Source organism: Marinomonas fungiae (assembly GCF_001418205.1).
GTDB classification, from domain to species: domain Bacteria; phylum Pseudomonadota; class Gammaproteobacteria; order Pseudomonadales; family Marinomonadaceae; genus Marinomonas; species Marinomonas fungiae.
On sequence record NZ_LIQF01000001.1, the window covers coordinates 286792 to 311938 of the forward strand.

Genomic DNA, 25147 nt, shown 5'->3' on the forward strand with positions numbered 1-25147 from the left:
TATGTACCAAATTGGACAACGTTGGAGCAGCCGAAACGAACCTGACTTAGGGATCGGCATCATTATTGAATTACAACCTAAATCTTTTGTCTTATATTTTTCCGATGCAGAAAATGAGCGTAACTATGCGGTTTCACAGACCAGTTTAGTACGTCGTACCTTAACTCCAGGCGATCAATTGATTTTTGATGGGGAAGCACACACGGTTGAAGCAGTTCGAGAATTTGACTCTCTGATGGAATACAAAATCGGCGACGAGTGGGTCGACGAATCCGAAATTCAATTCCCGCGTAACGACAAGAATGAGTTGGATTCTATTTTGGCGTTGTCCCCTGCCCGCCGCATGTGGTTTGACCTACGCCGTAAGACCCTAGAACACCAAGCAGCTCATTCAGCAAGCCCTGTACGTGGCTTGATGGGATTAAAAGCTGAGTTGTTACCGCACCAAATTTATTTGGCCCATGATATTGCTAACCGCCCAGCGGCTCGTGCCTTGCTGTGTGATGAAGTAGGTATGGGTAAAACGTTGGAAGCTGGTTTGATCCTGCACCACCGTGTGCTCAATGGTTTATCTGAGCGCGCTTTAATTTTGACGCCAACCAACCTTCAACACCAATGGTTGGTAGAAATGCTACGCCGCTTTAACCAACCGTTTACGCTGATTAATGAAAGCGTATACGAAGACTACATGGATGGGGACGACAACCCATTTGAAGGTCAGGCATTTGTGATTGCGCCAATCGACTTTGTCTCAACCAATGGCAAAGTGGCAAAACACATGCTGTCTGCCGAATGGGATATGGTAATCGTTGACGAAGCCCATCACTTGGCTTGGGATCCTGACACCCCTAGCATTGCTTACCAGCTAGTTGAGCAACTGGCACTAACCTCTGAGTCACTATTGCTCTTGAGTGCAACACCAGAGCAAACAGGTGAGCGCGAGCACTTCTCCCGCCTACAACTGTTGGATCGCGAGCACTACCATAGCTTCGAGGTATACCAAGCCCAGCAAAATGAGTTCAAACGCGCTGCCGAACTTGCCGAGCAAATCCTACCATTTACTGAAGCTGACGCAGACCTTAGTCTACCGGATTGGAATGATATCTTTGCCGATTACTTCCACGAAGTTCAGTCGAAAGACTGGTTTGCCGACCTAGTTTCCGGTCATCAAGAGAAGTTAATCAGTGCAGCCCAAGACGCAGTCAATTGGCTAATTGACCGTCATGGTACTGGCCGTGAAATGTTCCGTAACACTCGCGCAGCGATCGGAGGCTTCCCTGAGCGTAATCTAAACGCTTACCCATTGATGAATAACGAGGCCTTCGCCAGTGCAGAGCGCCATGTTTTGCCAGAATATGAAGTTGACCACGGTTTTTGGGAAGCTGACCCACGCTGGCATTGGCTAAAAGAGTTCTTAGGCGATCAAAAAGCGAAAACCAAAGTGTTAGTCATCTGTCATACCGCAGATATGGCGCGTTGGTTAAATGATCAACTGACGTTTGCTGGTTTCCAAAGTGCGGATTTCCATGAACAGATGCCACTCATTCACCGTGACCGTGCTGCGGCTTACTTTGCTGACCCTGAAGGTGCGCAGGTATTGGTATGCTCTGAGATCGGTAGTGAAGGTCGCAACTTCCAGTTCAGCCATAATTTGGTGATGTATGATCTACCTGAACACCCTGACCTACTAGAACAACGTATTGGTCGTCTAGACCGTCTTGGTCAAACCAGCACGGTTCAAATTCATGTACCTTACCTAGAAGGTAGTGTGCAAGAGCGCTTGTATCAGTGGTATCACAACGCATTGAATGCCTTCAACCGTACCACAGGCTCTGGCGACAAAGTGAACAATGCTTTCCGAGAACAATTACAAGCCTTTTTATTCGGCAATGACGATGACAAAGCATTACTGGAAGAAGCTTACATTTACCATGAAGCGCTTCTAAAACAGATGGAGGAAGGCCGTAACCGTCTTTTAGAAATGTCTTCTTGTCGTCCAACGGTTGCCAAAACATTGATCGATCAAATCAATGCGCAAGCTACCCATGGTCTGCACGATTACATTGAGCAAGTCACTCATGCCTTTAACATCTACGCAGATTGCGTTAACGACGTACCAGAACAAGGCGCATGGTTTATTCGCCCATCTACCGACATGATGCTGGAAGCCCTACCTGGTATCGAAGAGGAAGGCAAAATGCTGATGCTCGACCGCCGTCAAGCTAGCCAACGTGAAGACGTTGCTTTTGCCACATGGGAACACCCATTGATCACCATGTTGATGGATGAAGTACAAGGCTTCGATTCCGGTAAGCTAACGTCTGCGATTCTGCCGATTGCCGCGTTGCCAGAAGGCACGGTATTAGTGGAAAGTATGTTTGTCATTGAAGCCACTGGGCACCCGCGCTTGAAGCTGGCGCAAACGTTACCTTTGACGCCTATTTGGCAATTATCAGATGCCAACGGCAAATTCCTACACGGTCAATTTACCGCTGACAAATGGGCTGAAAAATTGAAAGGCGTACCCAACCGCGTAGCAGAACAATGGGTGGCCGCATTGCGCTCTCAGCTATTGGATATTCTGCAAGGTCATCAACTGAAAGCTCAAGACCAAGCGCGCCCGACGGTGCATGCGGCAAAAGAAGCTTACCAGCGCAAATGGCAAGCTGAGATTGAGCGATTACGTGAATTACAACAGCAGAACCCAGCAATTCGCGATGAGCACATTGCCGAATACGAGAACTATCTAAATGAAGGTCTCGTACGTATTGATGAGCATCAAATTCGCTTGGATGCAATTCGTATCATTTTGACGACGAAGCCTGAGTAATTTGCACCAGTGTTAGACATTCTTTATGAAGACCAATGGCTGGTTGTGGTCGACAAACCAGCCAAGTGTTTATCTGTGCCGGGACGCGGTGCAGATAAACACGATTCGATTGTAGCGCGAGCTGAGCAGATGTTCGGAGAAGCCCATGCCATTCATCGATTGGATTACGCCACCTCGGGTCTTATATTGATCGCCAAAGACCTAGAATGCCAGAAACGTATGTATGCGCAGTTCCGTGAGCGCCATGTGCAAAAGGAATACCGCGCTATCATTCGAGGAGAAATCAAGGGGCAATGGGGGGAAGTTCGCAAACCATTGCGCTGTGATTGGGAGCGCCGACCAAGGCAAATGATTTGCACAGAATGGGGCAAAGACGCGATCACCCAATGGACACCATTGAGTTTTGAAGACGGTCATACCCGAGTCAGCTTAAAACCCATTACTGGTCGATCGCATCAGCTGCGTGTTCACATGCAGAGTTTGGGACATCCAATTTTAGGGGATGAGTTCTATGACTTTGAACCTACTACGGAAGAAAATAGACTACTACTGCATGCTTATCGCGTAGAGTTTTATCACCCCTTTACTAATGCCTGGGTAAAGTTTGTCGCGCCCTGTCCTTTTTAACAAAGCGTTAGGTCGCACTCGGCAGCCTAACAGACCTCCTTATAGCCTTTCATAAAGACGGCTGTCTAAGACTTTTTTAGCGTATCAAAAAAGCTATCTAAGTGTGCATCGCTGGAAAGGCCATTAAGGTTTGCCTGCTCTCCTTGTCGTGATTGGGCTGCGAATGCAACGCACTGCTTGCAAATACAAGCCTTACCTTGTGCAACGGAAGGAATTTTTGATAGCAATACCTTATCAATAACAATATCAGGCTGATGACACCAGCAGGTCGATGGATCTTGACCTAGGGTTACCGCACATTGATTATTCTCGCCACAGAGTGGACAACGCGTTGAATCGATCGAGCTCATAATTTCGGCACTCATACCAGTTTGTCATAAATACTGTATCGAGCAAAACCGACATTTATTTAGGGCTATCAGTCATGAATTTGCAATAAAGTCATTTACTTGGGGCGATTGGCTTACAAACTATAACGCCCTCTAATCAAGGTCGAGATTACAGTATTTTGGCGCAGGACGATTAAGCAGCAAAAAGGCCGCATCTTAAAATGCGGCCTTTCTCGATTCCTTGTAACTATTTCTTTAGGGTTGCAATAAACGCATTCGACTCATCTATGGCTTTACTCATATCCTTGATAAGACCAGAGATATCCGTTTTTAAATTGGCAAACTCACCTTTAATTGCGCTCACTGCTGCGGCGTTCAAGTTATGTTTTAAATACAACACATTGTCATTCAATGTAGCGAGTACCGGCGCCATCTTCGCTTCGGCTTGATGCATACTACGTAGCATCTGATTGAACTGACGCTTGGTATCATTCAATTTTGCCTCACTAACACGACGCATTTTCGCATTGCTGTATTGATCAAGCTCCTCTTCCCATTCATCAAACAAGTCTTCCGCTACTTGTTCCACATCATCAATACGTTTTGATACGCGTTCAGCAGCACTTTTACTGCTTTCATAGTCATCGTTCAAGTCGTCGTAGACGTCTTCTAAATCTCCGCCCTCAAAATCGGTTAGCATGACTAGTCGCTGATAAGCATCTTGAAACTCTTCTTGACTGTCTTTTTGGCTATCGCGAACATTTTCGACTCGATCCACCAAGATATCACGCTTATCAAGCCCTATCTTTTCCATTGCGCCATAGTAGGCAGTTTGACACCCCGCTAGAGACATCAGCAAAAGTGCGCCAGCAGCTTTGATGGCCAGAGATTTCATATTGACTTCCTTTGAATTGGTTTAATGTGACATAGGCAATATTTTTGCGGCTGTTGCATGGGATTACAACCTTATGGCGAAACTTACTTAGAAAAATCGCACATAGCATAAAAAGCCCCACTTAATTCCTTAAGCAGGGCTTTTAAAGTTGTACAAGGCTACTGCATCACTTGCGCAAACCAATCTTCTAACTTGGCTCGTTCTGACGTTTGCTTTTGAATCTGGCTTAGCTGCTGAATACTTCGCTCCAATTCCCCATCCAGTTTTTCAAGCTGGTTGAGGTTATCGTCTAACAATGTCAGCGCTTCCTCTAGCAACATCTGATCAGACATTACAAATGGCCTCTTTTGCAGCTCCATCATACCTTGCTTAGAGGTTAAAAGTTTTGAGCTTTTCATGGCGCATCCCTCCCACTGGCAGTCAAATAAGCTTAGCAGGCATTTTTTAATTGTGTTAATTCGTAAAATGCATTCAGGAGCGCCCTTGCTCTAAGTCAATTCCCCTTTTCAGTGAAACAATTTATAAATCAATGTTATACCTGACGTCAGCGGAGAAACCCGTTATGCTGATTTATTTTCCGCCATCGAATGAGTCCAACATGCAGAAAGTAGCCATCTTCGTTGATGTTCAAAATGTTTACTACACGACACGACAAGCTTTTCAGCGTCATTTTGACTATCAGGCTTTTTGGCAACACGCGACGGGACAACGCCAGCTCGTTAAAGCATTTGCCTACGCCATTGACCGTGGTGACGCAAAACAAAGAGCTTTTCAGAAAATCCTACAAAATATTGGTTTTGAAGTGAAAACTAAACCTTTTATACAGCGTTCCGACGGATCCGCTAAAGGCGATTGGGACGTTGGCATTACTCTTGATGTCATAGAATACGCACAAGATGTAGATGTCGTGGTGCTGGTATCAGGGGACGGCGATTTTGATTTATTAGTCCATAAGGTTCGCGAACGGTTTGGAAAAACCGTTGAGGTGTATGGTGTATCGACCCTAAGCGCCACGTCACTGATTCAAGCCGCAAGTCGATTCATTGAGATCGACGCTCCATTTTTATTATCTAAAAAGTGAAATGTTGACCACTCTTTCAGAATATTAGAATTGCATAATACTTTGTAATGTGATCAATTTGTAACGTTAACTAGTTAATATTGTGGCAGTTTTTATTTCTGAGAATAATAAAAAAGGATGTGTAGTGAAGGTCGAGAACATTTTTAACAATTTAGCGTTCAATTCATCCAAAGAGCAATTTGAAGACTTGGTTAAGGCTGATGGCGTCCGTATTGAGAGGATCGTTTCTCCTGCAAACTGCGAGCTCAGCAGCGAATGGTATAACCAGTCCGAAAATGAATGGGTGACGGTGCTACAAGGGTATGGGGTGCTTGCTTTTGAAGACGCTCGGATTATCAAGCTGGAGGCTGGTGATCACCTGTTAATTAAAGCTCATGAAAAGCATCGAGTGATCAAAACGTCAGCCGAGCAAGCGACGATATGGATAGCGGTTTTCTTTTAAAGTCGTACTATTACACTTTTATATCAATCAAGGTGCCAATCATATCGTCTGCGGCACCAATCACTTTAGCATTCGCTTTGGCGTTTAATTCACTGACATTGGCATTTATCAAGCCATCTTGAATATCCGCCTGGGGATTAGCGACGTTGCCCGTATCTGAAACACTCTGTAAAGCAGTACTGGCGTCTGCGACCTGAGCGCTGGCTTGTTGCAAACTATCTTGACTGCGCTGAAGGCCTAATTGGCCATAATAAGTACCACCACTGTTGGAAATTTGCATAACCTTGTACCTGAATAGGTTGAATCAATAAGCCAATATTAGTCTTCATTGAGAACTTGTCTACGATCTTTGCAATCTAGATACAATTTACTACTTAGCGTTATGGGTTTGCCAGACTTGACTCGCAGCGAGATGGAGCAAACCATGTCGAGCCGCGATTTTGTGGTGATCATGGTCGTATCCGCCACCAATGACGCAGGCAATGGGAACCGCTGCCGACATGACCAAATCAATGACATAACGATCCCTAGCAAATATGCCCTCATCGGTTAATTGGACATGACCTAATCGATCATCTTTATGAACATCAGCGCCAGCGTCATAGAGCACAAAGTCAGGCTGATATTGTTGCAGTAAACAAGGTAGATGCGCTTGTAGCAAGGCTAAATAATCCGCGTCATTACAGCCTTTATTCACTGAGATATTAACACCGCCAGACTGTTTCACCATGGGGTAGTTGTCGTCACAGTGGAATGATACGGGGATTACATTAGGGTCCTGCTCAAAGAACGCAATGGTACCATCACCTTGATGTACATCGCAGTCAATGATCAATACTTTGCTAGCCTTCCCTGTATCAACCAAGCTCCTAGCAGCTACCGCTAAATCATTAAAAATGCAAAAACCCGATCCTCGCCCCGGAAAAGCATGATGTGTACCTCCAGCAAGATGACAGGCTAAACCATGCTCCAAGGCTAATTCTGTGGTGAGCAAGGTACCTGACACAGCCCGCAAGGTTCGCTCAACCAACCACTCACTCCAGGGCAAACCGATGTCTTTTTCTTCTGCCTGAGTCAGCTGCCCACGAATAAAGCGCTGAACATACTCTGGGTCATGGGCTTGCATTAGCGTTTTAAGCGATAAGGGGCCTGGCTCATAGCAATTATCATGATCCATTAAACCTTGAGCACGTAAATGTTCTGCCAACAGACGAAATTTAGCCATTGGAAAACGATGGCGCTGAGGAAATGGAATGCTGTAATGGGGGTGAAAAACGAGAGGTAACTTCAAAATAACCGATCTTGCTTGCTAAAACGTGTCTCTACCTTAGCGTTAACGACGTTTGGCGACCAGTAGTTTTCGCACCGCTCGGTTAAACGCATCAACCAAATGTGGCGGAATGCCTTTGCCACTTTCTGCATTGACTTTTTGAATGGCACGCATGGCACTTTTTTTGTATTCATCACCCGATTTGCCCCATACCACATCAATAAAGCGAACCGCCATAGATAACACAAAAGCGCCTTGGGGGATCATGCCACCAACAAGCCCCTCTGGGTAACCAGTGCCGTCAAAGCGCTCTTTGTAAGTAATCACCATTTCCGAAGCCTGATCCCAGCCCTCGTGTTTACTGAGCAATTGTGCTCCCACCATTGGATGGTTATGCTCAGCGCGCTGCTTAGCCTCTTCATCGTCTCCGCATTTTAAGATCATCGCCAAGCCCATATTATGCATGTAGGCTGCTGCAGCAAGTTGTGCTTTATCGACGGGTTCAGAGCATTCTTGGTTAATTAATTGACTCAATTTCAAAATTCGTTCACCGCGCTCTGGTGAATAGCCCAACAATTTATTTAAGCGATAACTGAGCTGGCGAAAGTGGGAAATATCCTGTTGCTGAACATCATCGAACTCAACCTTGACCACTAGACTCTCAGACTCTTGTTTGGCCTTTTCTTCTTCAGCAGCGTCTTTATCGTTCATTTTCGCTAAAAAGCTTTCTGCAAGTTGAACGCGTGTTACGGCATCTTCCTCTGCATAGATTTGATCGAGATAGGCTTGTAAGAAGTTGAGTAATGCAGTGTCTGCTCCATGAAATTGGTGCAGCTGACGTAGTAAATGCAGGATTTTGTCCAACACTAAATTAATCAGCTCCCCCAATAGTGAATCGTAAGCAATGTAACCACCACGCATACCATCAACAATTTCTTCAAGACGGTGCAAGGCGTCGACTAGAGGATCAAGAAAACAAACCGAACAGTTGCCTTTCATGCTATGTAAAGAGCGAAATAAGTTATCAAGCTTTTCATGGGTAAAGCCTGATGACTCTATATCATTAACGATCGCTTCGATTTCTTGCTGCGCCTCTAAATAACACTCAAGCAAGTCATCTTTGAGTTCTTTATCCAACGCGGAAAACTCTTTACAAGCAAACTGCCCCATACCTTCTTCCAATTACATTCCTAATAGGGTTATTCCTACAACATCGTCAATTGTAGAGCCTAACCTTGGCTTAATGAATAAAATCTATGTATCTTTCTGCAACATCCACAACATTAATAATGAGGAAATATGGCTGTTTGGTTAATGAAATCCGAGCCGGATGAGTTTTCAATTAACGATTTGAAACATCGCCAGCATGAAAACTGGGATGGTGTACGTAACTTTCAAGCACGAAATTTTATGCGTCAGATGATGCTTGGCGATACAGTTTTGTTTTATCACTCCAGCTGTAAAACGCCCGCGATTGTCGGTACCGCAACCGTTTCTAAAACAGCCCACCCTGATCCCAGCTGTTGGAATTCCGAAAGCAAATACTTTGATGAAAAGTCCACACCAGAAAAACCACGCTGGGATCAAATTGAGCTAACCTTTGCAGGTAAGCTCAAGCGACCAATTACCTTGGCCGTTTTAAAAGCGATGCCCGAGTTAGATGGCTTTGCGCTGGTGCAAAAAGGTAGTCGTTTAAGTGTCATGCCAGTAGATGAACTTTACTGGCATGCCATTAAAGAAAAAATGCTGTTTGAATAGTGCAAGGGATTAGGCACTAGTGAAACAAGCGATCGCGCTGTTTGATACTGAAACTACGGTCAAAGTAATAACGTAGCTCGGCACCCAAATATGGAAATCCGGCACCTTTGCCATCACGAAATACAACCCCGTAAGCTACTCGCTCTTGAAATCTCTCTGGTTGGAAAAATGCTTCGGCACGCCAGCCAGTCCCACGCTCTTGATCTTCCGCGTATATTGCCAGACTGCGATTATCGTCAGGATACCAAATAGCCCCTAACTCCATCGAAACCGCGCGATCAAAATCCTCGTTGTAATTTGAGTATTTCCAATCAAGTGTTAGGTCATCCCAGTAGTAGGCAGCCATTAAATGGCCAATACCAACGCGGTCGGAAGCAAATGAATCATCACGGGATTCTTTTTCCAACACCCCTAAACCACCGCCTACGCGCCAAGATTCCTGTCGGTAGAACCCCATAACATTAAATTCTGAGGTAGAGTAATCTTCGTAGATTGGATCATCAAAGACATAATCACTGTCCAAGTTGACCTGAGTTGAAAATCGTTCAGATATAGGGATATTAATGGTGAGATCTATATTGAATGCAGGTTCATCTTTCGCCAGACCACCACCTAATGCCACCTCAAAATTGGGCAAATCCGTGTCCGCATACAAATTTGGAGTTAAGGTCACCAAACCAACTAAAAGAGAGGATTTCAGGTACTTCATAGGCTTTTTTATCTCTGTGAATGAACGCAAATATCAATAAAACGCTACATATTATTGGGTGTTATCGACCATAGAATTAGAAAATCCTATGGCTGCCTTCCGACACCCTATGGGAATCGGACCAAAACCTCAATATAATGTGCGCCAAAGTCACATGACGCACAAATTTATTAGGTTTACTTTTCACAATGGCGAAAAAACTCTTTATCCAAACCCACGGCTGTCAGATGAACGAATACGATTCATCTCGTATGGCTGACCTACTTGGCGAATCCCACGAGATGGAACTGACGGACAACCCAGAGGAAGCAGACGTTCTTCTGCTTAATACTTGTTCGATTCGTGAGAAAGCGCAAGACAAGGTTTACCACCAACTCGGCCGCTGGAAAAAGCTTAAAGAGAAAAACCCCGATCTTAAAATCGGTGTCGGTGGTTGTGTTGCCTCTCAAGAAGGTGACAACATTCGTAAACGCGCTAAGCACGTTGATATGATCTTTGGCCCTCAAACACTGCACAAATTACCAGAAATGGTAGATGCAGCGGCCAACTCGATCCCAATTACCGACGTCACTTTCCCAGAAATTGAGAAGTTTGACCACCTACCAGCGCCAAAAGTAGACGGTGCCGAAGCATTCGTGTCGGTCATGGAAGGCTGCAGCAAATACTGTACTTTCTGTGTCGTACCTTACACTCGTGGTGAAGAAGTGAGTCGTCACTTTGAAGACATCATGAAAGAAGTCGGCCAATTAGCAGAGCAAGGTGTACGTGAGATTCATCTACTGGGTCAAAACGTAAATGCTTACCGTGGCGAAAACAAAGACGGCGATGAAATGGATCTTGCGGATGTGATTCATGCGGTTGCACGTATTCCTGGCGTTGAGCGCATCCGCTTCACGACTTCACATCCGGTAGAGTTTACTGACAGCTTGATTGAAGCGTTCCGCACTGAGCCAAAACTGGTGAGTCACTTACACTTGCCTGTACAAAGTGGTGCTGATGCGGTGTTGTCTAACATGAAGCGCGGCCACGATCGTCAATTCTACATCGACAAGATCAACCGTATTAAAGAAGCGCGTCCAGGTATCAGTTTGTCTTCTGACTTTATCATTGGCTTCCCAGGCGAGACCGATGAAGACTTTATAGACACCATGAATCTAATCCAAGAAATCGGCTTCGACCACTCTTTCAGCTTCGTATATAGCCAGCGCCCAGGTACGCCTGCTGCGCAGCTAGAAGACACGACGCCAGAGGAAGTGAAAAAAGAACGTTTAGCGATCCTACAGCGCCGCATCATCCAACAGGCTTATGATATTAGCTTGAGCATGGTGGGTAACATTGAACGCATTTTGGTCAGTGGCTATTCGCCTCGTGATCCAGGCAAGCTACAAGGACGTACTGAAAATAACCGTATCGTAAACTTCCCCGCTGACAATCCAGCGCTGATTGGTAAGTTTGCGGATGTCGTGATTTCCGATGCCTACCCTAACTCATTGCTAGGCGAATTAGTCGGCTCTGAGTTGGACGCAGATTTCGAATTAACTAAATAAGGTCTATTTTGGACACATCATCTGTAATTTCTCAACAAATTCGACTGGAGCCCGCTGAGGCTCCAGCATTGGCTGCTCTATGTGGTCAGTTTGATGAACATCTAAAGCAAATCGAACAACGCTTAAATGTCTCAATCTCGCGCCGTGGTGAATTATTTGAAATCACGGGCGAAGACAACGAGCGCGTTGCGGCCACTAAAGTGTTGCTTGAAAGTATTTACCGTGAAGCGCTAGCGCAGAAAGAAATCACCAAAGAAGCGATTCATTTATACCTTCAAGAAAGTGCCATCGAGTCTCTTTCTAAAGGCAAAGCAGACAGTGGCCAAGTGGTGATCAAAACGCGCAAGGCCTACATCAAGCCTAAGGGTAAAAACCAACAAAACTACGTACAACAAATTCGTAAACACGATATCAACTTTGGTATTGGCCCAGCGGGTACCGGTAAAACCTATCTTGCTGTAGCTTGTGCGGTAGAAGCACTGGAAGCCGACCGAGTAGAACGTATTATGCTGGTGCGCCCAGCGGTGGAAGCGGGTGAAAAATTAGGTTTCTTGCCTGGTGATCTTTCTCAGAAAATCGATCCTTACTTGCGTCCTTTATACGACGCTTTGTACGAAATGTTGGGCTTCGAGCTGGTGGATAAGCTGATCGAGAAAAACGTAATCGAGATCGCTCCCCTTGCCTTCATGCGTGGCCGTACCCTGAATAACTCTTTTATCATTTTGGATGAAAGTCAGAACACCACTCGCGAACAGATGAAAATGTTCCTAACACGTATCGGCTTTGGCTCTACGGCAGTGATCACAGGTGATAAAACTCAGGTCGACTTACCGCGTGGCACTAACTCTGGCTTGGCGCACGCCATGCATGTCCTAGACAATGTTAATGGCATTAGCATGACGCACTTCTCGTCCGCGGATGTGGTGCGACACCCGTTAGTACAACGTATCGTAGAAGCCTACGACAAGTACGAAGAAGAAGCGGAAGCCGAGCGCAAGGAAAAAGAAGCGCAACGTCGAGCAGAGCGCGAAGCACAACAAAATGAGCAAGGTCAATAATCGTGGCAGAACTGTTTTTAGATCTTCAAGTCGCAACCGAAAGTGAAGCAGGCCTCCCAAGTGAAGTCGACTTCGAGACTTGGGCGCAAGCGGCTCTTCCAAACGAAGGTGAGTTTGAAATCACCATTCGTTTAGTGGACGAAGCCGAAAGCCATGAGTTGAACCATGAATACCGAGGCAAAGACAAGCCTACTAACGTGCTGTCTTTCCCATTTGAAGTGCCTGAAGGCATTGAACTGCCCTTACTCGGTGACTTGGTGATATGTCGTCAGGTCGTTGAGCAGGAAGCAGAAGAACAACAAAAACCCTTACTGCATCATTGGGCTCATATGGTTGTGCACGGCGTATTGCATTTACGCGGCTATGATCATATAAATGAAGATGAAGCAGAGGAAATGGAAGCGTTAGAAACGCAAATTCTGGCGTCGCTTTCCATTCCTGACCCTTATTTTGTTAACGAGTGAGTTTCACCACTATGAGCGAAGACCGATCGGGAAGTTCTAACGATCAACAGAAATCTTGGTTTGAACGATTAGCACAAGCCTTTCATGATGAGCCGCGCAACCGTCAGGACATCATCGAATTACTGCAAACAGCAGTAAAATCTGACGTGATCGACCGCGATGCTTACACCATCGCTGAAGGCGCGTTGGAAGTCTCTGAAGTTCAGGCACGCGACATTATGATTCCGCCATCGCAAATGGTAGTGATCAAGTCAGAAGATGATCCAAAAACGTCCATCCGTAAGGTAATTGATTCTTCTCACTCGCGTTTCCCTGTTGTTGGGGAAGACTCTGACGAGATTTTAGGTGTTCTGCTAGCAAAAGACTTGTTACCTTTGCTGTTTAAAGAAGGTGATATCACGCTAGAAGACATTCTTGATCGACTTCGCCCTGCGAACTTTATTCCTGAAAGTAAACGCCTAAACGTATTGCTGAATGAGTTTCGCACCAAGCGTTACCACATGGCCATTGTTTTGGATGAATACGGTAGTGTGTCAGGTCTTGTGACCATAGAAGACGTGCTAGAACAAATCGTTGGTGAGATCGAGGACGAAACCGATCGCCTTGAAAACGAAAACATTCAAGCTACGGCTCAAGAAGGTGTTTACCTTGTACCTGCCTTGGTATCAGTAGAAGATTTCAACGAATACTTCCACGCCAACATCAGTGAAGAAGAGTTCGACACCATCGGCGGCATCATTGTGCAGCAGTTTGGCCATGTACCTTCTCGCGGTGAGGAAATCACTTTTGAAAACTTCCATTTCAATGTGGTGAAATCAGACGGACGTCGCGTAAAAACACTACAGGTTTCTAAAGTAAGCGAAGAATCAATACTGTAATATGAACACCAACGCCACCTTAACAACGGATGTAACGGGGTGGCGTTTACGCCTCCTACACTCTTTTCAGACTCGCCCTGCACTGCATTGCCTAGGCTTACTCATAGCAGGTGCGCTATCAACTCTAAGCTTTGCTCCCTTTTATATCTGGCCAATTTACTTATTGGCCGTCAGCTATTTAATGCTGGCTTGGCAAAGTTCAAAAAACCTCAAACAATCTTTTAGTTTCGGCTTTAGTTTTGCTTTGGGTTTATTTGGCAGTGGCATTTCTTGGGTCTACGTTAGCATCGCCAACTTCGGGCAAGTCGGCATTGCCATTTCCCTGCTGATCACCTTAGGCCTTATCGCCGCTGCGGCTCTTTATTGGGGACTGGCGGGTATCGCCTACAGTAAGCTACGTCAATACTTGGCTTTAAGCTTTCGCGTGCCTTTGTTTGTGGCTTTGGTATTGCTGTTTGAATGGCTAAGAAGCACCCTTTTCACCGGTTTTCCTTGGCTATTACCTGGCTATATTGCGGAAAAAAGCTGGCTGTTTGAGATGCTCCCCATTGGCGGCATCTGGTTAACCAGTGCTTTGGTATTACTCACCTCTGCCGCTTTTGCCATGACACTCTTCCTCGGTCAGTCCTTGCGATACCTAGTAACAGCATCACTACTATGGCTCATCGCCGGTGCGTTGAATTTCAGCGCACCCAATTATGTCACTGAAAAGGAGTCGCACAGTGTAACCCTGATACAAGGCAATGTGGCTCAGGACGTTAAGTGGCTACCAGAAACCGCCGCACCAACGCTAACCTATTATCAGCAAGCAACCTTTGAAAATATCCAAAGCGATATCGTAGTTTGGCCGGAAACTGCAATTACTTACGTCCTGCACCAAGTAGAACCGTATCTAAAGCCTTTTTCTGAAGACTTAGAAAAGCAAGGCACTACCGTCATCACCGGTGTGCCAGTGTGGGATAAAGAACGTAACAGCTATTTCAACAGCGTGTGGGCGACGGGCAATGGTTTTGGCGTCTATGAGAAACAGAAGCTGGTGCCGTTTGGTGAATACGTACCGCTAGAAGACTGGTTTGGCCCGATCTTTGATTTATTTGGTATGCCGATGTCGCAGTTCCGTAAAGGTCCAGCCAATCAACCGACATTACAAGCGGGAGAACTCAGTGTAGCGCCGTTTATTTGTTATGAAGTGGTCTATCCAGACTTGGTTCGCTCAATGGTACGTGACAGTGATGTGTTGCTCACTATCAGTAACGATGGCTGGTTTGGTCACTCGATTGGGCCGCTACAGCATCTTCAAATCGCACAGTTTCGCGCCAAAGAAGCGGGCCGTTATATGATTCGAGCTACCAATACAGGGGTTAGCGCCATCATTGACACCAATGGCCAGATCGTGAGTGAACTACCGCAATTTGTTCGCGCAACCTTAACGGGGTCGATCGCCACAGTGGATGGCAACACGCCTTACGTAATGAATGGCAACCTTGCTCTTTGGCTATTGTTTGCTTTATTGATTGGTCTTGGCTTTATACCCGTCAGAAAGCCGCGCCGTTAAGGGGCCGGCTCTCTAACTGGGTGGATGTGAGCCTAAGAGGACTATTCGCCTTGGTAATACATCACACCGTAGTGGCAGACTTCGCAAGTATCGAGCATACCGCCCGCGTGGCTATTCTCATGGCCACAGTCCATACAAATATAACGTCCAGCTTGAGCCTCTTTGCCAGCCACGACACATTTCTCTAGCGGAACTGGATTATTGTTGGCGTGGTTAATCAACCATAGCAAGGCAATGTCTTCTTGCTCATCTAAGTCTTCCACCAATTCCTCACTTTGATCTTTGACGAGATGCCAGTTAGCATCCACCCAAGCTTCCATATAGCCCATCTTATCGTGCCAATAAGCTTTCATCAACTCGACGTCTTCAAGCAACCAATCTTTCGCACCAATAAGTGTTTTCTTGGCTTCTTCCACTAAATCTAGGTCTTGATCAGTATCTTTTTTCATAGATTGTACAACTCCATCGTTATGCGCCTTCTATTGTGCGCCTCATCTATATAAAATAGCGGATATTTCATTTTTCTGTTGGCGAAACTCGCGTTAAAGCGATGTACAGTATTGATTCGCCAAACAAACTTAACGCCTATTACGGGATGATCAAAGCACATGCAAGAACAATATAGTCCGCAGCAGATAGAAACCGCTGCACAAAGCTATTGGGATGAAAACAAAGTATTTAAAGCGGTAGCAGATTCCTCAAAAGAAAAATACTACTGCCTATCCATGTTCCCTTACCCAAGTGGCCGACTTCACATGGGGCATGTGCGTAACTACACCATCGGTGATGTGATCTCTCGCTACCAGCGTATGCTGGGTAAAAACGTAATGCAACCAATGGGTTGGGATGCATTCGGTATGCCTGCAGAAAACGCAGCGATCAAAAACAAAACTGCCCCAGCAAAATGGACCGATGAAAACATCGCCTACATGAAGGGACAGTTGAAAAAGCTAGGTTTTGGTTACGATTGGGATCGTGAAATCGCGACTTGCAAACCAGAGTACTACAAGTGGGAACAATGGTTCTTCACTCAACTAGTCGAGAAAGGTCTAGCCTACAAGAAAACTTCTGCTGTGAACTGGTGTCCAGAAGACCAAACCGTTCTTGCTAACGAGCAAGTTGAAGACGGTGGCTGCTGGCGCTGTGGCACACAAGTGGTGCGTAAACACATTCCACAGTGGTTTATCAAAATCACGGATTACGCAGAAGAACTGCTTAACGATCTAGACAAACTAGACGGTTGGCCAGAAAAAGTAAAAGCCATGCAGCGTAACTGGATCGGTCGTTCTGAAGGCCTTGAGTTCAGCTTTGGTGTTGAAGGCAAAGAAGAGCGCCTATCGGTTTACACGACTCGTCCAGACACTGTGATGGGCGTAACTTACGTGGCCGTTGCGGCAACGCACCCTCTTTCTTTAGAAGCGGCTGAATCTAACCCAGCCCTTGCAGACTTTATCGAAGAAAGTAAGCATACTTCGACTACAGAAGCCGATCTTGCGACCGTTGAGAAGAAAGGCATGGATACTGGCTTTAAAGCTATTCATCCAGTAACAGGCGAATCTGTACCAGTTTACGCTGCCAACTTCGTCTTGATGGATTACGGTTCTGGCGCAGTGATGTCTGTACCTGCCCACGATCAACGCGACTACGAATTTGCGGCGAAATACGGTCTACCAGTTAAACAAGTGATCCAGCCAGCTGGGGACGAAGCCATTGACCTAGCAAAAGAAGCCTTCACAGAGAAAGGCATCCTTTGCAACTCTGGTCAATTCGATGGCCTAGACTTCACCGCAGCATTCGATGCTATCTGTGCATTTATGACTGAAAAAGGCATTGGCGAGCGCAAAGTAAACTACCGTCTACGTGACTGGGGTGTTAGCCGTCAGCGTTACTGGGGCGCGCCAATCCCAACGATCAATCTAGCAGACGGTTCTGTGGTAACGACACCACACGATCAGCTACCAGTGGTTCTACCAACTGACGTTGTCATGGACGGTGTTAACTCACCTATCAAGAACAACCCTGAGTTCTCAGCAACGACTTACAACGGTGAGCCAGCTGAGCGTGAAACGGATACTTTTGACACCTTTATGGAATCGTCTTGGTACTTCGCACGCTACTGCTGCCCAGAGTCAGATGATGCCATGCTAACGGAAGAAGCTAACTACTGGCTTCCAGTTGACCAATACATCGGCGGTGTTGAACACGCGATCCTACACTTGCTGTACGCGCGTTTCTTCCACAAATTGCTTCGTGATGCAGGCCTAGTTAAGTCTGATGAGCCATTCACTCGCCTACTAACACAAGGTATGGTGAATAAAGATGGCACTAAGATGTCGAAATCTAAAGGCAACACCGTCGACCCTCAAGAGATGATCGAGAAGTACGGTGCGGATACCGTTCGTCTGTTCATCATGTTCACGGCGCCACCAGAACAGTCACTAGAGTGGAACGATGCCGGTGTAGACGGTGCGTCACGCTTCCTTCGTCGCCTATGGTCATTGGCTTACCGCCACAATAATGCTGGCACACCAGGTAAACTGGACGCTGAAGCACTAAATGGCGACCAAAAAGCACTGCGTCGTAAAACACACGAGACCATCAGCAAAGTAAGTGATGACATCGAACGTCGTCAGACTTTCAACACAGCCATCGCTGCGGTCATGGAACTTTGCAACGAGATCAGCAAGTTCGAAGACAAGTCTGAACTAGGCCTTGCCGTTGAACGTGAAGCGTTGGAAGCTGCAGTATTATTGCTATCGCCAATCGTACCTCACATTTCTCACCAACTATGGAGCGAGCTTGGTCATGGCACTGATGTGGTCAATGCAGCATGGCCTCAAGTGGATGAAGCAGCACTAGTCAAAGACGAGCTAACTATCGTCGTTCAAGTACTAGGTAAGAAACGTGCTGAGATCACTGTATCGGCAAACGCTGATGACAAAGAAGTGGAAGCTCAAGCACTGGCTAACCCAAATGTTCTTAAATTCATCGAAGGTAAAACGGTTCGTAAAGTGATCGTCGTACCAGGACGTTTGGTCAATATCGTTGCTAACTAAGTGACACAGGGGGTGGCTTAGGCCATCCCTTTTTTATGGAATGTATATGACTTTGCACGCACGAACTTTTTGGTTTATTCCCATCCTGATATTGGCCCTACTGTTGTCTGCCTGTGGTTTTCAGTTACGCGGCCAAACTCACGTACCGCCGCAATTGCAATCAATAACCCTACTGCTGGGTACGGGGTCGCAAGACTTTGATCGTGACCTGCGCATTGCCCTAGCTCAAGCGGGCATTCATGTTGTAGAAGGTACGCCTAGCGAGAACCTGTATGAACTCAAGGTTAACCCATTGGATGTGAAAGACACGGTCATGGCTCGTGCTGCGGATAATGATATTACTCAGGTGGAGCGCCGAATTAGTGCTACCTACTTTGTTCGCGATGAACAAGGCAAAGCCCTATGGGGCCCTCGTACTATTAGCACCTCCATTATGTTGAATAACCAAGACGCAGAACAAAGCCTTAAGTCGGCTTATAATGCTGAGCAGATGCAACGTGCCAGCGGCCAACTCGCTGATGAGCTAGTTTACGATTTAAACTACGCGACTTTCTAACGATGAAAATTCGCCCCGATCAGTTAACGCAGTCCTTAGAAAAAGGGCTGCAGCCTATCTACATTGTTTCCGGTGACGAAGTTCTACTGTGTCAAGAAACCTGTGACACGGTACGTCGTTCAGCAATACAACAAGGCAGCGAAGAGCGCTTACGTTTTGTTGCCGATGCTCAGTTTGATTGGCAGGACGTCATCAATGAAATGCAAGCTTTGTCTCTCTTCTCTTCAAGACGCTTGTTCGACATTCAAATAGATAAGCTTAGTGAAAAACACAGCAAAGCCTTAGCACAAGTCGTGCATCTTCTAAGCCTCGACAATGTAGTGTTACTTTCATTGCCGAAAGTCGATGCTAAAACCCAAAAAACCAAATGGTTCAGTGCCCTCGAGCAAGCTGGCACTTTTGTTCAAGTCTGGCCAATTGAAAGCAATCGCCTACCCGCATGGGTACAACAACGGGCTAAGTCGTTAAACCTTACCTTATCTCGTGAAGCAGCGGCCATTATGTGCGAACGGGGTGAAGGCAACTTACTTGCCCTATCACAAGAACTGGAAAAGCTCTTACTTAGTCATGGCCCAGGTGCACAACTGGATGAACAAACCATTGCTGAAAGTGTGGCCGACTCCAGTCGCTATTCTATCTACGATTTAAGCGATCGCTTATTAACCGGCAAGCTTAAAGACGCACTACATTGCTTGAGCCAACTGCGTGCAGAAGGAATAGAAGACAGCATTTTGCTCTGGTTGTACAACCGCGAGCTGGACACACTCAATCAACTGGCCTCCCTAGCTCAACAACAAGGCTTGCGTAATGCCTGCCAAAAACTACGTATTTGGGACAAGCGCGTTCCAATTTATGAAAGTGCTTATCAACGATTACCGCTGAACAGTCTCGCCTATATGCAGCGTTATATCGCTCTACTAGACCAAAGTATTAAAGGACTTGAGGGACCAGACATAGAACTAGGGTTTCGTAACCTAACCCTCATGTTCTGCGGCATCAAGCCCGTCGCAACTGAGCTTGATGTACTTTGATCAGGTAGCCATGTCATTGACGTGTATCAAAAAGCCACCTAAGTTTACACAAACCCTATAGGTTTAGCTTTTCGTGGCTCGTACACTAAAACAATAGAATTATTTGCATTAGGATTGGAAAATATGGCTTGGTTTAAACGCTCTCCGCTCGCTGAACAGAAAACACTGAACAATGAGTTTTCCAATTTAGTACAGATATCCTCACATCAGATCACCAGCGAAACACTGGCTCCTTTAGCATTTAAAAATGCACAGACTCAGCTGATTCTCGCTTACATCTCACCGCATCTCAATTTTGAGTCTGTCGTTAACAAAATCAAATCGTCGGCACCCTTTTGCTCCAAGATAATCGGCGTCATGACTGCTGGTGAGCTCAATAGCTGCAAAGCTAATATGTATCAGGCTGCAGACAACTCATGGGATAACATCGTTCTACAAAGCTTTAGCAGTGATTTATTTGAGCAAGTCAGCATCCATACGGTGCCATTACATTGCGAAGATCTGCGCTCAGGAAACATTAAACTATCTAAAGAACAGCGCATTAAGGCCATTCAAAGGGAGCTAGATAAAGTAAAGCTTCCATTTTCTGTCCATTTCAACGACACCATTGCACTGACTTTTATTGATGGCTTGTCGTCTTCAGAAAACTTCTTCATGCAAGCCATGTATGCAACCGGCGAGTTTCCATGCCACTTTTTAGGTGGGTCAGCTGGCGGAAAGTTAGATTTTAAGCAGGCCTTGGTGCATGATGGCAACAAAGTCGCCAACAATTGCGCGGTCCTAGCTTTTGTGAAGATGAAAGAGGACGCTCGCTTTGGCATTTTAAAAACGCATAACTTTGAAAGCACTAACGAATCATTCGTGATTGCCGAAGCCGATGCGATGCGTCGCAATGTCCGCAGCATCATCAGTAAAAAAACTGGCCAGCTGGTGAATATTATCGACCATCTCTGTCATTACTTTCACTGTCAGCCCCATGAACTAGAAAGCAAATTGGTTGGGCATACGTTCGCTGTTAAAATCCGCGATGAACTCTTCATACGTTCTGTTGCGGCCATCGATGCGAACGAAGGATTAATTCATTTCTTCTGTGACTTGGATTTCGGTGACGAGTTGATCTTGGTGAAATCAAAAGACTTTGCTGGAGCAACGGAGCAAGCGTTTCAAAACTTCATGCGAGATAAACCTTCAAAGCCAGTTGCCATGATTGCTAACGACTGCATTTTACGTCGTTTAAATAACCCTAAAGACTTAAGCAAGGTTACGAGTTTTAAAGACATAAAAGCCGCAGGGTACTCAACCTTTGGTGAAATCCTTGGCATTCACATGAACCAAACTCTGACTGGTTTATTCTTCTTTAAAGTCGAAAAAGAAGACTCTTTTAAAGATTATTTCGTCGATAAGTTCCCAGTACATTACGCGAATTTTCGTGAATACTTCCTACTCACACAACTTAATAGCAGCCAGCAGTTAAACAAACTACAAGATAATTTGATTAATCATTTATCCGAATACCGCCCTCTCTTGCAAGAAGTAACAGGCAGCTTTGAGCGAGTCACAAACTACTCTGGATCTACTCAAGAAGTCGTCACAGGCGTTACCTCGGAATTCTCGAGTTTTAGCCAAGCTATTCATGCGCAAGAAAAAGACCGAGCGGAAATGGTTGCTAATGTAAAAGAGCTAAAAGAAAACGCGGACCGGGTACTGAGCATTTTGAAAGTTATTTCCGGTATTGCAGACCAGACCAACCTACTGGCATTGAATGCCGCTATCGAGGCTGCCCGTGCCGGTGAAGCTGGCAGAGGTTTTGCTGTAGTAGCGGATGAGGTGCGCCAGCTCTCCCAAAATACACAACAGAGCCTAAATCAAACCGGGGAAACCATTCATGCTGTGGATGCATCGGTTAGCTCCATAGAGAAAAGCATTGAAAAGATTGATGCTTTTATGAGTCATCTATTGGACAGTACGTCTACCCTTTCAGCTCAAATTAGCAGCTTAAGTGAGACTTCTGAGATGGCAAGCCAAGATGTTCAAAGTAGTATTGCTTCCATTCAGGGTATGAGCGATCGAGTGGAAGAAATTAACAATGAAGTGGATATGATTGAACGCTTAAAAGCAAATAACAACCTGTCCATTTAAAGATTTAGCTGTAATGAAAAGGGAGGTCTATTGAACCTCCCTTTTTACATTTACAATCCTCAACAACATGAAATCAACAGAGCTTATAACTCTGATGCTAACTCACTGGAATAGACCTTAACCAAGGTATCACCATCCCAAGACTCTACCCGTACGTCAAATCCCCAAAGGCGTTGGAAATGCTTCACCACCTCAACAGTATCGTCATTCAGTGGCCGACCACTGTCCATCGTATGCTTTAAGATCAAGCTACGATCGCCATATAAATTGACTCTTTGAACTTGAATGTTCGGCTCACGATAACTCAAGTTGTACTGCTGTGCCAGACGCTGACGTAACCCTTGAAAACCACTGTCATCGTGAATCTCTTTAATTTCCACATAGGACTCTAAGGAATCGTTCTCGACCCCAAAGAAACGAAAATCGCGCATTACCTTGGGCGACAGGAACTGCAAAATAAAGCTTTCATCTTTAAAGTTACGCATCGCAAAATCCAATACTTCCAACCAAGGTTTACCGACAATGTCAGGGAACCACTCGCGGTCTTCGTCCGTTGGATTTTCACACATGCGTTTAATATCTGAATAGATTGCAAACCCTAACGCATATGGGTTAATGCCCGAGTAGTAGGAAGCATCAAAGCTTGGCTGAAATACCACATTTGTGTGTGACTGTAAGAACTCAAGGATAAACCCTTCGTCTACTTTCCCCCGGTTATACAGCTCATTCATCAATGTGTAGTGCCAAAATGATGCCCAGCCCTCGTTCATCACTTGAGTCTGGCGTTGAGGGTAAAAATACTGCGCCATTTTACGAACGATTCGAATAATTTCTCGCTGCCAAGGCTTCAATAATGGGGCATTTTTCTCCAAGAAATACAGCAAGTTTTCTTGTGGTTCGCTCGGGAAAATTCGTTCTTTTTTCTTTTCAACCTCCGCATGATCCATGATCGGAATCGTGCGCCACAAATCATTTACCTGCTGCTGAAGGATATGCTCTCGCTCGTCCTGCCTTGCTTTTTCTTCGCTTAACGAGAGCGGCACAGGACGCTTGTAACGATCTACACCAAAGTTCATCAAGGCATGACAGGAATCGATCGTCAGCTCTACTTCTTCAATGCCATATTTCTCTTCGCAGTCTTGAATGTACTTTTTCGCAAACACTAAGTAGTCGATTATGGCCGTAGCGTCAGTCCAGGTACGGAACAGGTAATTTCCCTTAAAGAAAGAGTTATGTCCATAACAGGCGTGTGCAATAACTAAGGCCTGCATCATCATGTTGTTCTCTTCCATTAAATAAGCAATACAAGGGGAAGAGTTAATCACAATCTCGTAGGCCAACCCCATACGACCACGCTTATAGTTTTGCTCAGTTTCAAGAAATTGCTTTCCATAAGACCAATGATGATAACCCAACGGCATCCCGACGGATGCGTAGGCATCCATCATTTGCTCAGAGCTAATCACTTCGATTTGGTTCGGATAAGTATCTAAACCAAATTCTGCCGCAATCTTACCGATCTCTTCGTCGTACTTCTGAATAAGCTCAAAGGTCCAGTCTGGCCCATGAGAAAGATAATCGGACTTCTTTTTAGTTTCTTGACTCATGTGGCCTCCTTTGGAATAAATCTCGGAATACTGGGTAGATATCTCCGACTTCCACGATATGGCGCATAGCAAAACTTTTTGGGTGATTGGCCTGCACTTGCTCATATGCGTGCCACAAACTCTGGTGTTCTCTTGGTGTGATTTCGATATAAGTGAAATATTGCACCAGATCTACCAGCTCTTCTTCCATGAGCTTACGGCAAATACGAGAATCATCGTCCCAGTTATCCCCGTCTGAAGCCTGCGCAGCATAAATATTCCACTGATCAGGAGGATAACGATCTTTGACGATCTTCTCCATCAGCTTTAATGCACTGGAAACAATAGTACCGCCCGTTTCCCGGGAGTAGAAAAACTCCTCTTCGGTGACCTCTTTAGCACTGGTATGATGGCGTATAAATACCACATCGATTTTTTCATAATTACGATTTAAAAACAGATACAGCAGAATAAAGAAGCGTTTGGCCACGTTTTTGGTTTCTTGCGTCATAGAGCCTGACACATCCATGATGCAAAACATCACGGCCTTACTGCTTGGGCGAGGCTCTTTGACATGATGGTTGTAACGTAGATCATAGGTGTCTAAAAACGGCGTCCGTTCAATTTTCTGCTTGAGCAATTCAATTTGCTCATCTAACCAAGCAAGCTTCACTTTCTCTTCAGGTGTTGCAGAAGTATTCGCCAAAATTGCATCCCGCTCTTCCTCCGCCTCAAGCAGCTTTTTGCGTGAACCACTGCTCATTACCATGCGACGGGCATAAGCATTGCGCATAGAGCGCACGACGTTTAGCTTCGAAGGAGTTCCTTCCGATACGATGCCTGCGTGCTTGAGACTGAATTCTTTAATTTCTTTCAGATCCTTACGTACTAAATTTGGCAGCGCCAAGTTTTCAAAGACAAAATCCAAGAACTCTTCTTGAGAAATTTGAAAGACAAAATCATCTTCCCCTTCCCCTTGGTTTGAAGCATTACCTTGCCCTGCGCCTTGACCAGAGCCACCTTCAGGCTTTGGAACTCTATCCCCAGTAGTGAACTCCTTGTTGCCAGGATGTACTACCGATCCTTTACCACCTTTACCGTGTCCAAAGTTCGGCTCATGAATATCACGTTTAGGGATCGTGATTTGCTCACCACGATCCAAGTCTTGAATACTGCGTTTGTTGACCGCTTCTTCGACAGCTTTACGAATGTGCTCTCGATAGCGGCGCAAAAAACGCTGACGGTTGACGCTACTCTTGTGCTTCCCATTCAGGCGGCGGTCAATTATGTAAGACATGCTCGCACCTCCTCTCTCAACCTATTTAGGCAACAGCTT

The 25147-nt window shown here is 45.6% G+C and carries 24 protein-coding genes; 14 read left to right on the plus strand and 10 right to left on the minus strand.

The window, feature by feature from the left end:
* Window position 1 precedes the first annotated feature (1 nt).
* Window positions 2–2830 carry an RNA polymerase-associated protein RapA gene (gene rapA / locus ASC49_RS01260; protein ID WP_055461395.1) on the plus strand — a complete coding sequence of 943 codons (2829 nt, stop codon included), beginning with the start codon at window positions 2–4 and terminating at the stop codon, window positions 2828–2830.
* A 9-nt stretch (window positions 2831–2839) separates the two neighbouring features.
* Window positions 2840–3457: an RluA family pseudouridine synthase gene (locus tag ASC49_RS01265; protein ID WP_055461396.1), complete on the plus strand. Its 618-nt coding sequence runs from the start codon at window positions 2840–2842 to the stop codon at window positions 3455–3457.
* A gap of 65 nt (window positions 3458–3522) precedes the next feature.
* On the opposite strand, the gene ASC49_RS01270 is transcribed toward ASC49_RS01265, so the two are convergent.
* The 3 genes from ASC49_RS01270 to ASC49_RS01280 form a co-directional block, all read right to left on the minus strand.
* On the minus strand, window positions 3523–3822 hold the full coding sequence (locus ASC49_RS01270; RefSeq protein ID WP_072242012.1) for a cysteine-rich CWC family protein: 300 nt from the start codon (window positions 3820–3822) through the stop codon (window positions 3523–3525).
* A gap of 211 nt (window positions 3823–4033) precedes the next feature.
* The gene (locus ASC49_RS01275; protein ID WP_055461397.1) at window positions 4034–4681 is read right to left on the minus strand and encodes a DUF2959 domain-containing protein; all 648 of its coding nucleotides are present in this window, start codon (window positions 4679–4681) and stop codon (window positions 4034–4036) included.
* A 158-nt stretch (window positions 4682–4839) separates the two neighbouring features.
* A complete protein-coding gene (locus ASC49_RS01280; RefSeq protein ID WP_055461398.1) occupies window positions 4840–5079 on the minus strand; it encodes a hypothetical protein in 240 nt (79 codons plus the stop codon).
* Between the two features lie 200 nt (window positions 5080–5279).
* Here ASC49_RS01280 and ASC49_RS01285 point away from each other — a divergent pair, with 200 nt between their 5' ends.
* Both ASC49_RS01285 and ASC49_RS01290 read left to right on the plus strand, forming a co-directional pair.
* Window positions 5280–5762 (plus strand): LabA-like NYN domain-containing protein, encoded by a 483-nt coding sequence (locus tag ASC49_RS01285; protein WP_055461399.1) that lies wholly within the window; start codon window positions 5280–5282, stop codon window positions 5760–5762.
* Between the two features lie 124 nt (window positions 5763–5886).
* Window positions 5887–6204, plus strand: a complete 318-nt coding sequence (locus tag ASC49_RS01290) for a cupin domain-containing protein (RefSeq protein WP_055461400.1) — start codon at window positions 5887–5889, stop codon at window positions 6202–6204.
* Between the two features lie 10 nt (window positions 6205–6214).
* Here the strand turns inward: ASC49_RS01290 and ASC49_RS01295 are convergent, their stop codons facing one another.
* The 3 genes from ASC49_RS01295 to ASC49_RS01305 all read right to left on the minus strand — a co-directional run bounded on the left by ASC49_RS01295 (window position 6215) and on the right by ASC49_RS01305 (window position 8656).
* The gene (locus ASC49_RS01295) at window positions 6215–6484 is read right to left on the minus strand and encodes a hypothetical protein (protein ID WP_055461401.1); all 270 of its coding nucleotides are present in this window, start codon (window positions 6482–6484) and stop codon (window positions 6215–6217) included.
* 90 nt (window positions 6485–6574) lie between these two features.
* The gene (locus ASC49_RS01300) at window positions 6575–7429 is read right to left on the minus strand and encodes a histone deacetylase family protein (RefSeq protein ID WP_211261999.1); all 855 of its coding nucleotides are present in this window, start codon (window positions 7427–7429) and stop codon (window positions 6575–6577) included.
* Between the two features lie 108 nt (window positions 7430–7537).
* Complete coding sequence (locus ASC49_RS01305) at window positions 7538–8656, minus strand: HD domain-containing phosphohydrolase (protein ID WP_245624598.1); 1119 nt, start codon at window positions 8654–8656, stop codon at window positions 7538–7540.
* Between the two features lie 117 nt (window positions 8657–8773).
* On the opposite strand from ASC49_RS01305, the gene ASC49_RS01310 reads away from it, so the two are divergent.
* On the plus strand, window positions 8774–9232 hold the full coding sequence (locus ASC49_RS01310; protein ID WP_055461403.1) for an EVE domain-containing protein: 459 nt from the start codon (window positions 8774–8776) through the stop codon (window positions 9230–9232).
* 16 nt (window positions 9233–9248) lie between these two features.
* Here ASC49_RS01310 and ASC49_RS01315 read toward each other — a convergent pair whose 3' ends face one another.
* Window positions 9249–9941 carry a hypothetical protein gene (locus ASC49_RS01315; RefSeq protein ID WP_055461404.1) on the minus strand — a complete coding sequence of 231 codons (693 nt, stop codon included), beginning with the start codon at window positions 9939–9941 and terminating at the stop codon, window positions 9249–9251.
* Between the two features lie 188 nt (window positions 9942–10129).
* Here ASC49_RS01315 and miaB point away from each other — a divergent pair, with 188 nt between their 5' ends.
* The 5 genes from miaB to lnt are packed head-to-tail and all read left to right on the plus strand — an operon-like array spanning window position 10130 to window position 15443.
* Window positions 10130–11488 (plus strand): tRNA (N6-isopentenyl adenosine(37)-C2)-methylthiotransferase MiaB, encoded by a 1359-nt coding sequence (miaB, locus tag ASC49_RS01320; protein ID WP_055461405.1) that lies wholly within the window; start codon window positions 10130–10132, stop codon window positions 11486–11488.
* A gap of 8 nt (window positions 11489–11496) precedes the next feature.
* Entirely contained in the window at window positions 11497–12546 is a 1050-nt protein-coding gene (locus ASC49_RS01325) for a PhoH family protein (RefSeq protein ID WP_055461406.1), read from the plus strand.
* A 2-nt stretch (window positions 12547–12548) separates the two neighbouring features.
* Window positions 12549–13010 carry an rRNA maturation RNase YbeY gene (gene ybeY, locus ASC49_RS01330; protein WP_055461407.1) on the plus strand — a complete coding sequence of 154 codons (462 nt, stop codon included), beginning with the start codon at window positions 12549–12551 and terminating at the stop codon, window positions 13008–13010.
* Between the two features lie 11 nt (window positions 13011–13021).
* Window positions 13022–13888 (plus strand): HlyC/CorC family transporter, encoded by an 867-nt coding sequence (locus ASC49_RS01335; protein ID WP_055461408.1) that lies wholly within the window; start codon window positions 13022–13024, stop codon window positions 13886–13888.
* Between the two features lies 1 nt (window position 13889).
* Complete coding sequence (gene lnt, locus ASC49_RS01340) at window positions 13890–15443, plus strand: apolipoprotein N-acyltransferase (RefSeq protein ID WP_072242013.1); 1554 nt, start codon at window positions 13890–13892, stop codon at window positions 15441–15443.
* A 41-nt stretch (window positions 15444–15484) separates the two neighbouring features.
* Here the strand turns inward: lnt and ASC49_RS01345 are convergent, their stop codons facing one another.
* The gene (locus tag ASC49_RS01345; RefSeq protein ID WP_055461409.1) at window positions 15485–15892 is read right to left on the minus strand and encodes a hypothetical protein; all 408 of its coding nucleotides are present in this window, start codon (window positions 15890–15892) and stop codon (window positions 15485–15487) included.
* Between the two features lie 159 nt (window positions 15893–16051).
* Here ASC49_RS01345 and leuS point away from each other — a divergent pair, with 159 nt between their 5' ends.
* The 4 genes from leuS to ASC49_RS01365 all read left to right on the plus strand — a co-directional run bounded on the left by leuS (window position 16052) and on the right by ASC49_RS01365 (window position 22225).
* Complete coding sequence (gene leuS / locus ASC49_RS01350; RefSeq protein WP_055461410.1) at window positions 16052–18499, plus strand: leucine--tRNA ligase; 2448 nt, start codon at window positions 16052–16054, stop codon at window positions 18497–18499.
* A gap of 46 nt (window positions 18500–18545) precedes the next feature.
* Window positions 18546–19055 (plus strand): LPS-assembly lipoprotein LptE, encoded by a 510-nt coding sequence (locus ASC49_RS01355; RefSeq protein WP_055461411.1) that lies wholly within the window; start codon window positions 18546–18548, stop codon window positions 19053–19055.
* 2 nt (window positions 19056–19057) lie between these two features.
* Entirely contained in the window at window positions 19058–20086 is a 1029-nt protein-coding gene (gene holA, locus ASC49_RS01360; protein ID WP_055461412.1) for a DNA polymerase III subunit delta, read from the plus strand.
* 123 nt (window positions 20087–20209) lie between these two features.
* Window positions 20210–22225 carry a methyl-accepting chemotaxis protein gene (locus ASC49_RS01365; RefSeq protein WP_055461413.1) on the plus strand — a complete coding sequence of 672 codons (2016 nt, stop codon included), beginning with the start codon at window positions 20210–20212 and terminating at the stop codon, window positions 22223–22225.
* Window positions 22226–22308: 83 nt separating this feature from the next.
* Here ASC49_RS01365 and ASC49_RS01370 read toward each other — a convergent pair whose 3' ends face one another.
* Complete coding sequence (locus ASC49_RS01370; RefSeq protein ID WP_055461414.1) at window positions 22309–23832, minus strand: SpoVR family protein; 1524 nt, start codon at window positions 23830–23832, stop codon at window positions 22309–22311.
* The gene (locus ASC49_RS01375; RefSeq protein WP_055461415.1) at window positions 23816–25108 is read right to left on the minus strand and encodes a YeaH/YhbH family protein; all 1293 of its coding nucleotides are present in this window, start codon (window positions 25106–25108) and stop codon (window positions 23816–23818) included. Before ASC49_RS01375 ends, ASC49_RS01370 begins: the two co-directional genes overlap by 17 nt.
* Window positions 25109–25147 lie beyond the last annotated feature (39 nt).

Coding starts and splice junctions, on each gene's coding strand:
- rapA (WP_055461395.1), top strand. CDS start 2: ATGTACCAAATTGGACAACGTTGGAGCAGCCGAAACGAACCTGACTTA.
- ASC49_RS01270 (WP_072242012.1), bottom strand. CDS start 3,822: ATGAGTGCCGAAATTATGAGCTCGATCGATTCAACGCGTTGTCCACTC.
- ASC49_RS01275 (WP_055461397.1), bottom strand. CDS start 4,681: ATGAAATCTCTGGCCATCAAAGCTGCTGGCGCACTTTTGCTGATGTCT.
- ASC49_RS01280 (WP_055461398.1), bottom strand. CDS start 5,079: ATGAAAAGCTCAAAACTTTTAACCTCTAAGCAAGGTATGATGGAGCTG.
- ASC49_RS01285 (WP_055461399.1), top strand. CDS start 5,280: ATGCAGAAAGTAGCCATCTTCGTTGATGTTCAAAATGTTTACTACACG.
- ASC49_RS01295 (WP_055461401.1), bottom strand. CDS start 6,484: ATGCAAATTTCCAACAGTGGTGGTACTTATTATGGCCAATTAGGCCTT.
- ASC49_RS01300 (WP_211261999.1), bottom strand. CDS start 7,429: ATGGCTAAATTTCGTCTGTTGGCAGAACATTTACGTGCTCAAGGTTTA.
- ASC49_RS01310 (WP_055461403.1), top strand. CDS start 8,774: ATGGCTGTTTGGTTAATGAAATCCGAGCCGGATGAGTTTTCAATTAAC.
- ASC49_RS01315 (WP_055461404.1), bottom strand. CDS start 9,941: ATGAAGTACCTGAAATCCTCTCTTTTAGTTGGTTTGGTGACCTTAACT.
- miaB (WP_055461405.1), top strand. CDS start 10,130: ATGGCGAAAAAACTCTTTATCCAAACCCACGGCTGTCAGATGAACGAA.
- ASC49_RS01335 (WP_055461408.1), top strand. CDS start 13,022: ATGAGCGAAGACCGATCGGGAAGTTCTAACGATCAACAGAAATCTTGG.
- lnt (WP_072242013.1), top strand. CDS start 13,890: ATGAACACCAACGCCACCTTAACAACGGATGTAACGGGGTGGCGTTTA.
- ASC49_RS01345 (WP_055461409.1), bottom strand. CDS start 15,892: ATGAAAAAAGATACTGATCAAGACCTAGATTTAGTGGAAGAAGCCAAG.
- leuS (WP_055461410.1), top strand. CDS start 16,052: ATGCAAGAACAATATAGTCCGCAGCAGATAGAAACCGCTGCACAAAGC.
- ASC49_RS01355 (WP_055461411.1), top strand. CDS start 18,546: ATGACTTTGCACGCACGAACTTTTTGGTTTATTCCCATCCTGATATTG.
- holA (WP_055461412.1), top strand. CDS start 19,058: ATGAAAATTCGCCCCGATCAGTTAACGCAGTCCTTAGAAAAAGGGCTG.
- ASC49_RS01365 (WP_055461413.1), top strand. CDS start 20,210: ATGGCTTGGTTTAAACGCTCTCCGCTCGCTGAACAGAAAACACTGAAC.
- ASC49_RS01370 (WP_055461414.1), bottom strand. CDS start 23,832: ATGAGTCAAGAAACTAAAAAGAAGTCCGATTATCTTTCTCATGGGCCA.
- ASC49_RS01375 (WP_055461415.1), bottom strand. CDS start 25,108: ATGTCTTACATAATTGACCGCCGCCTGAATGGGAAGCACAAGAGTAGC.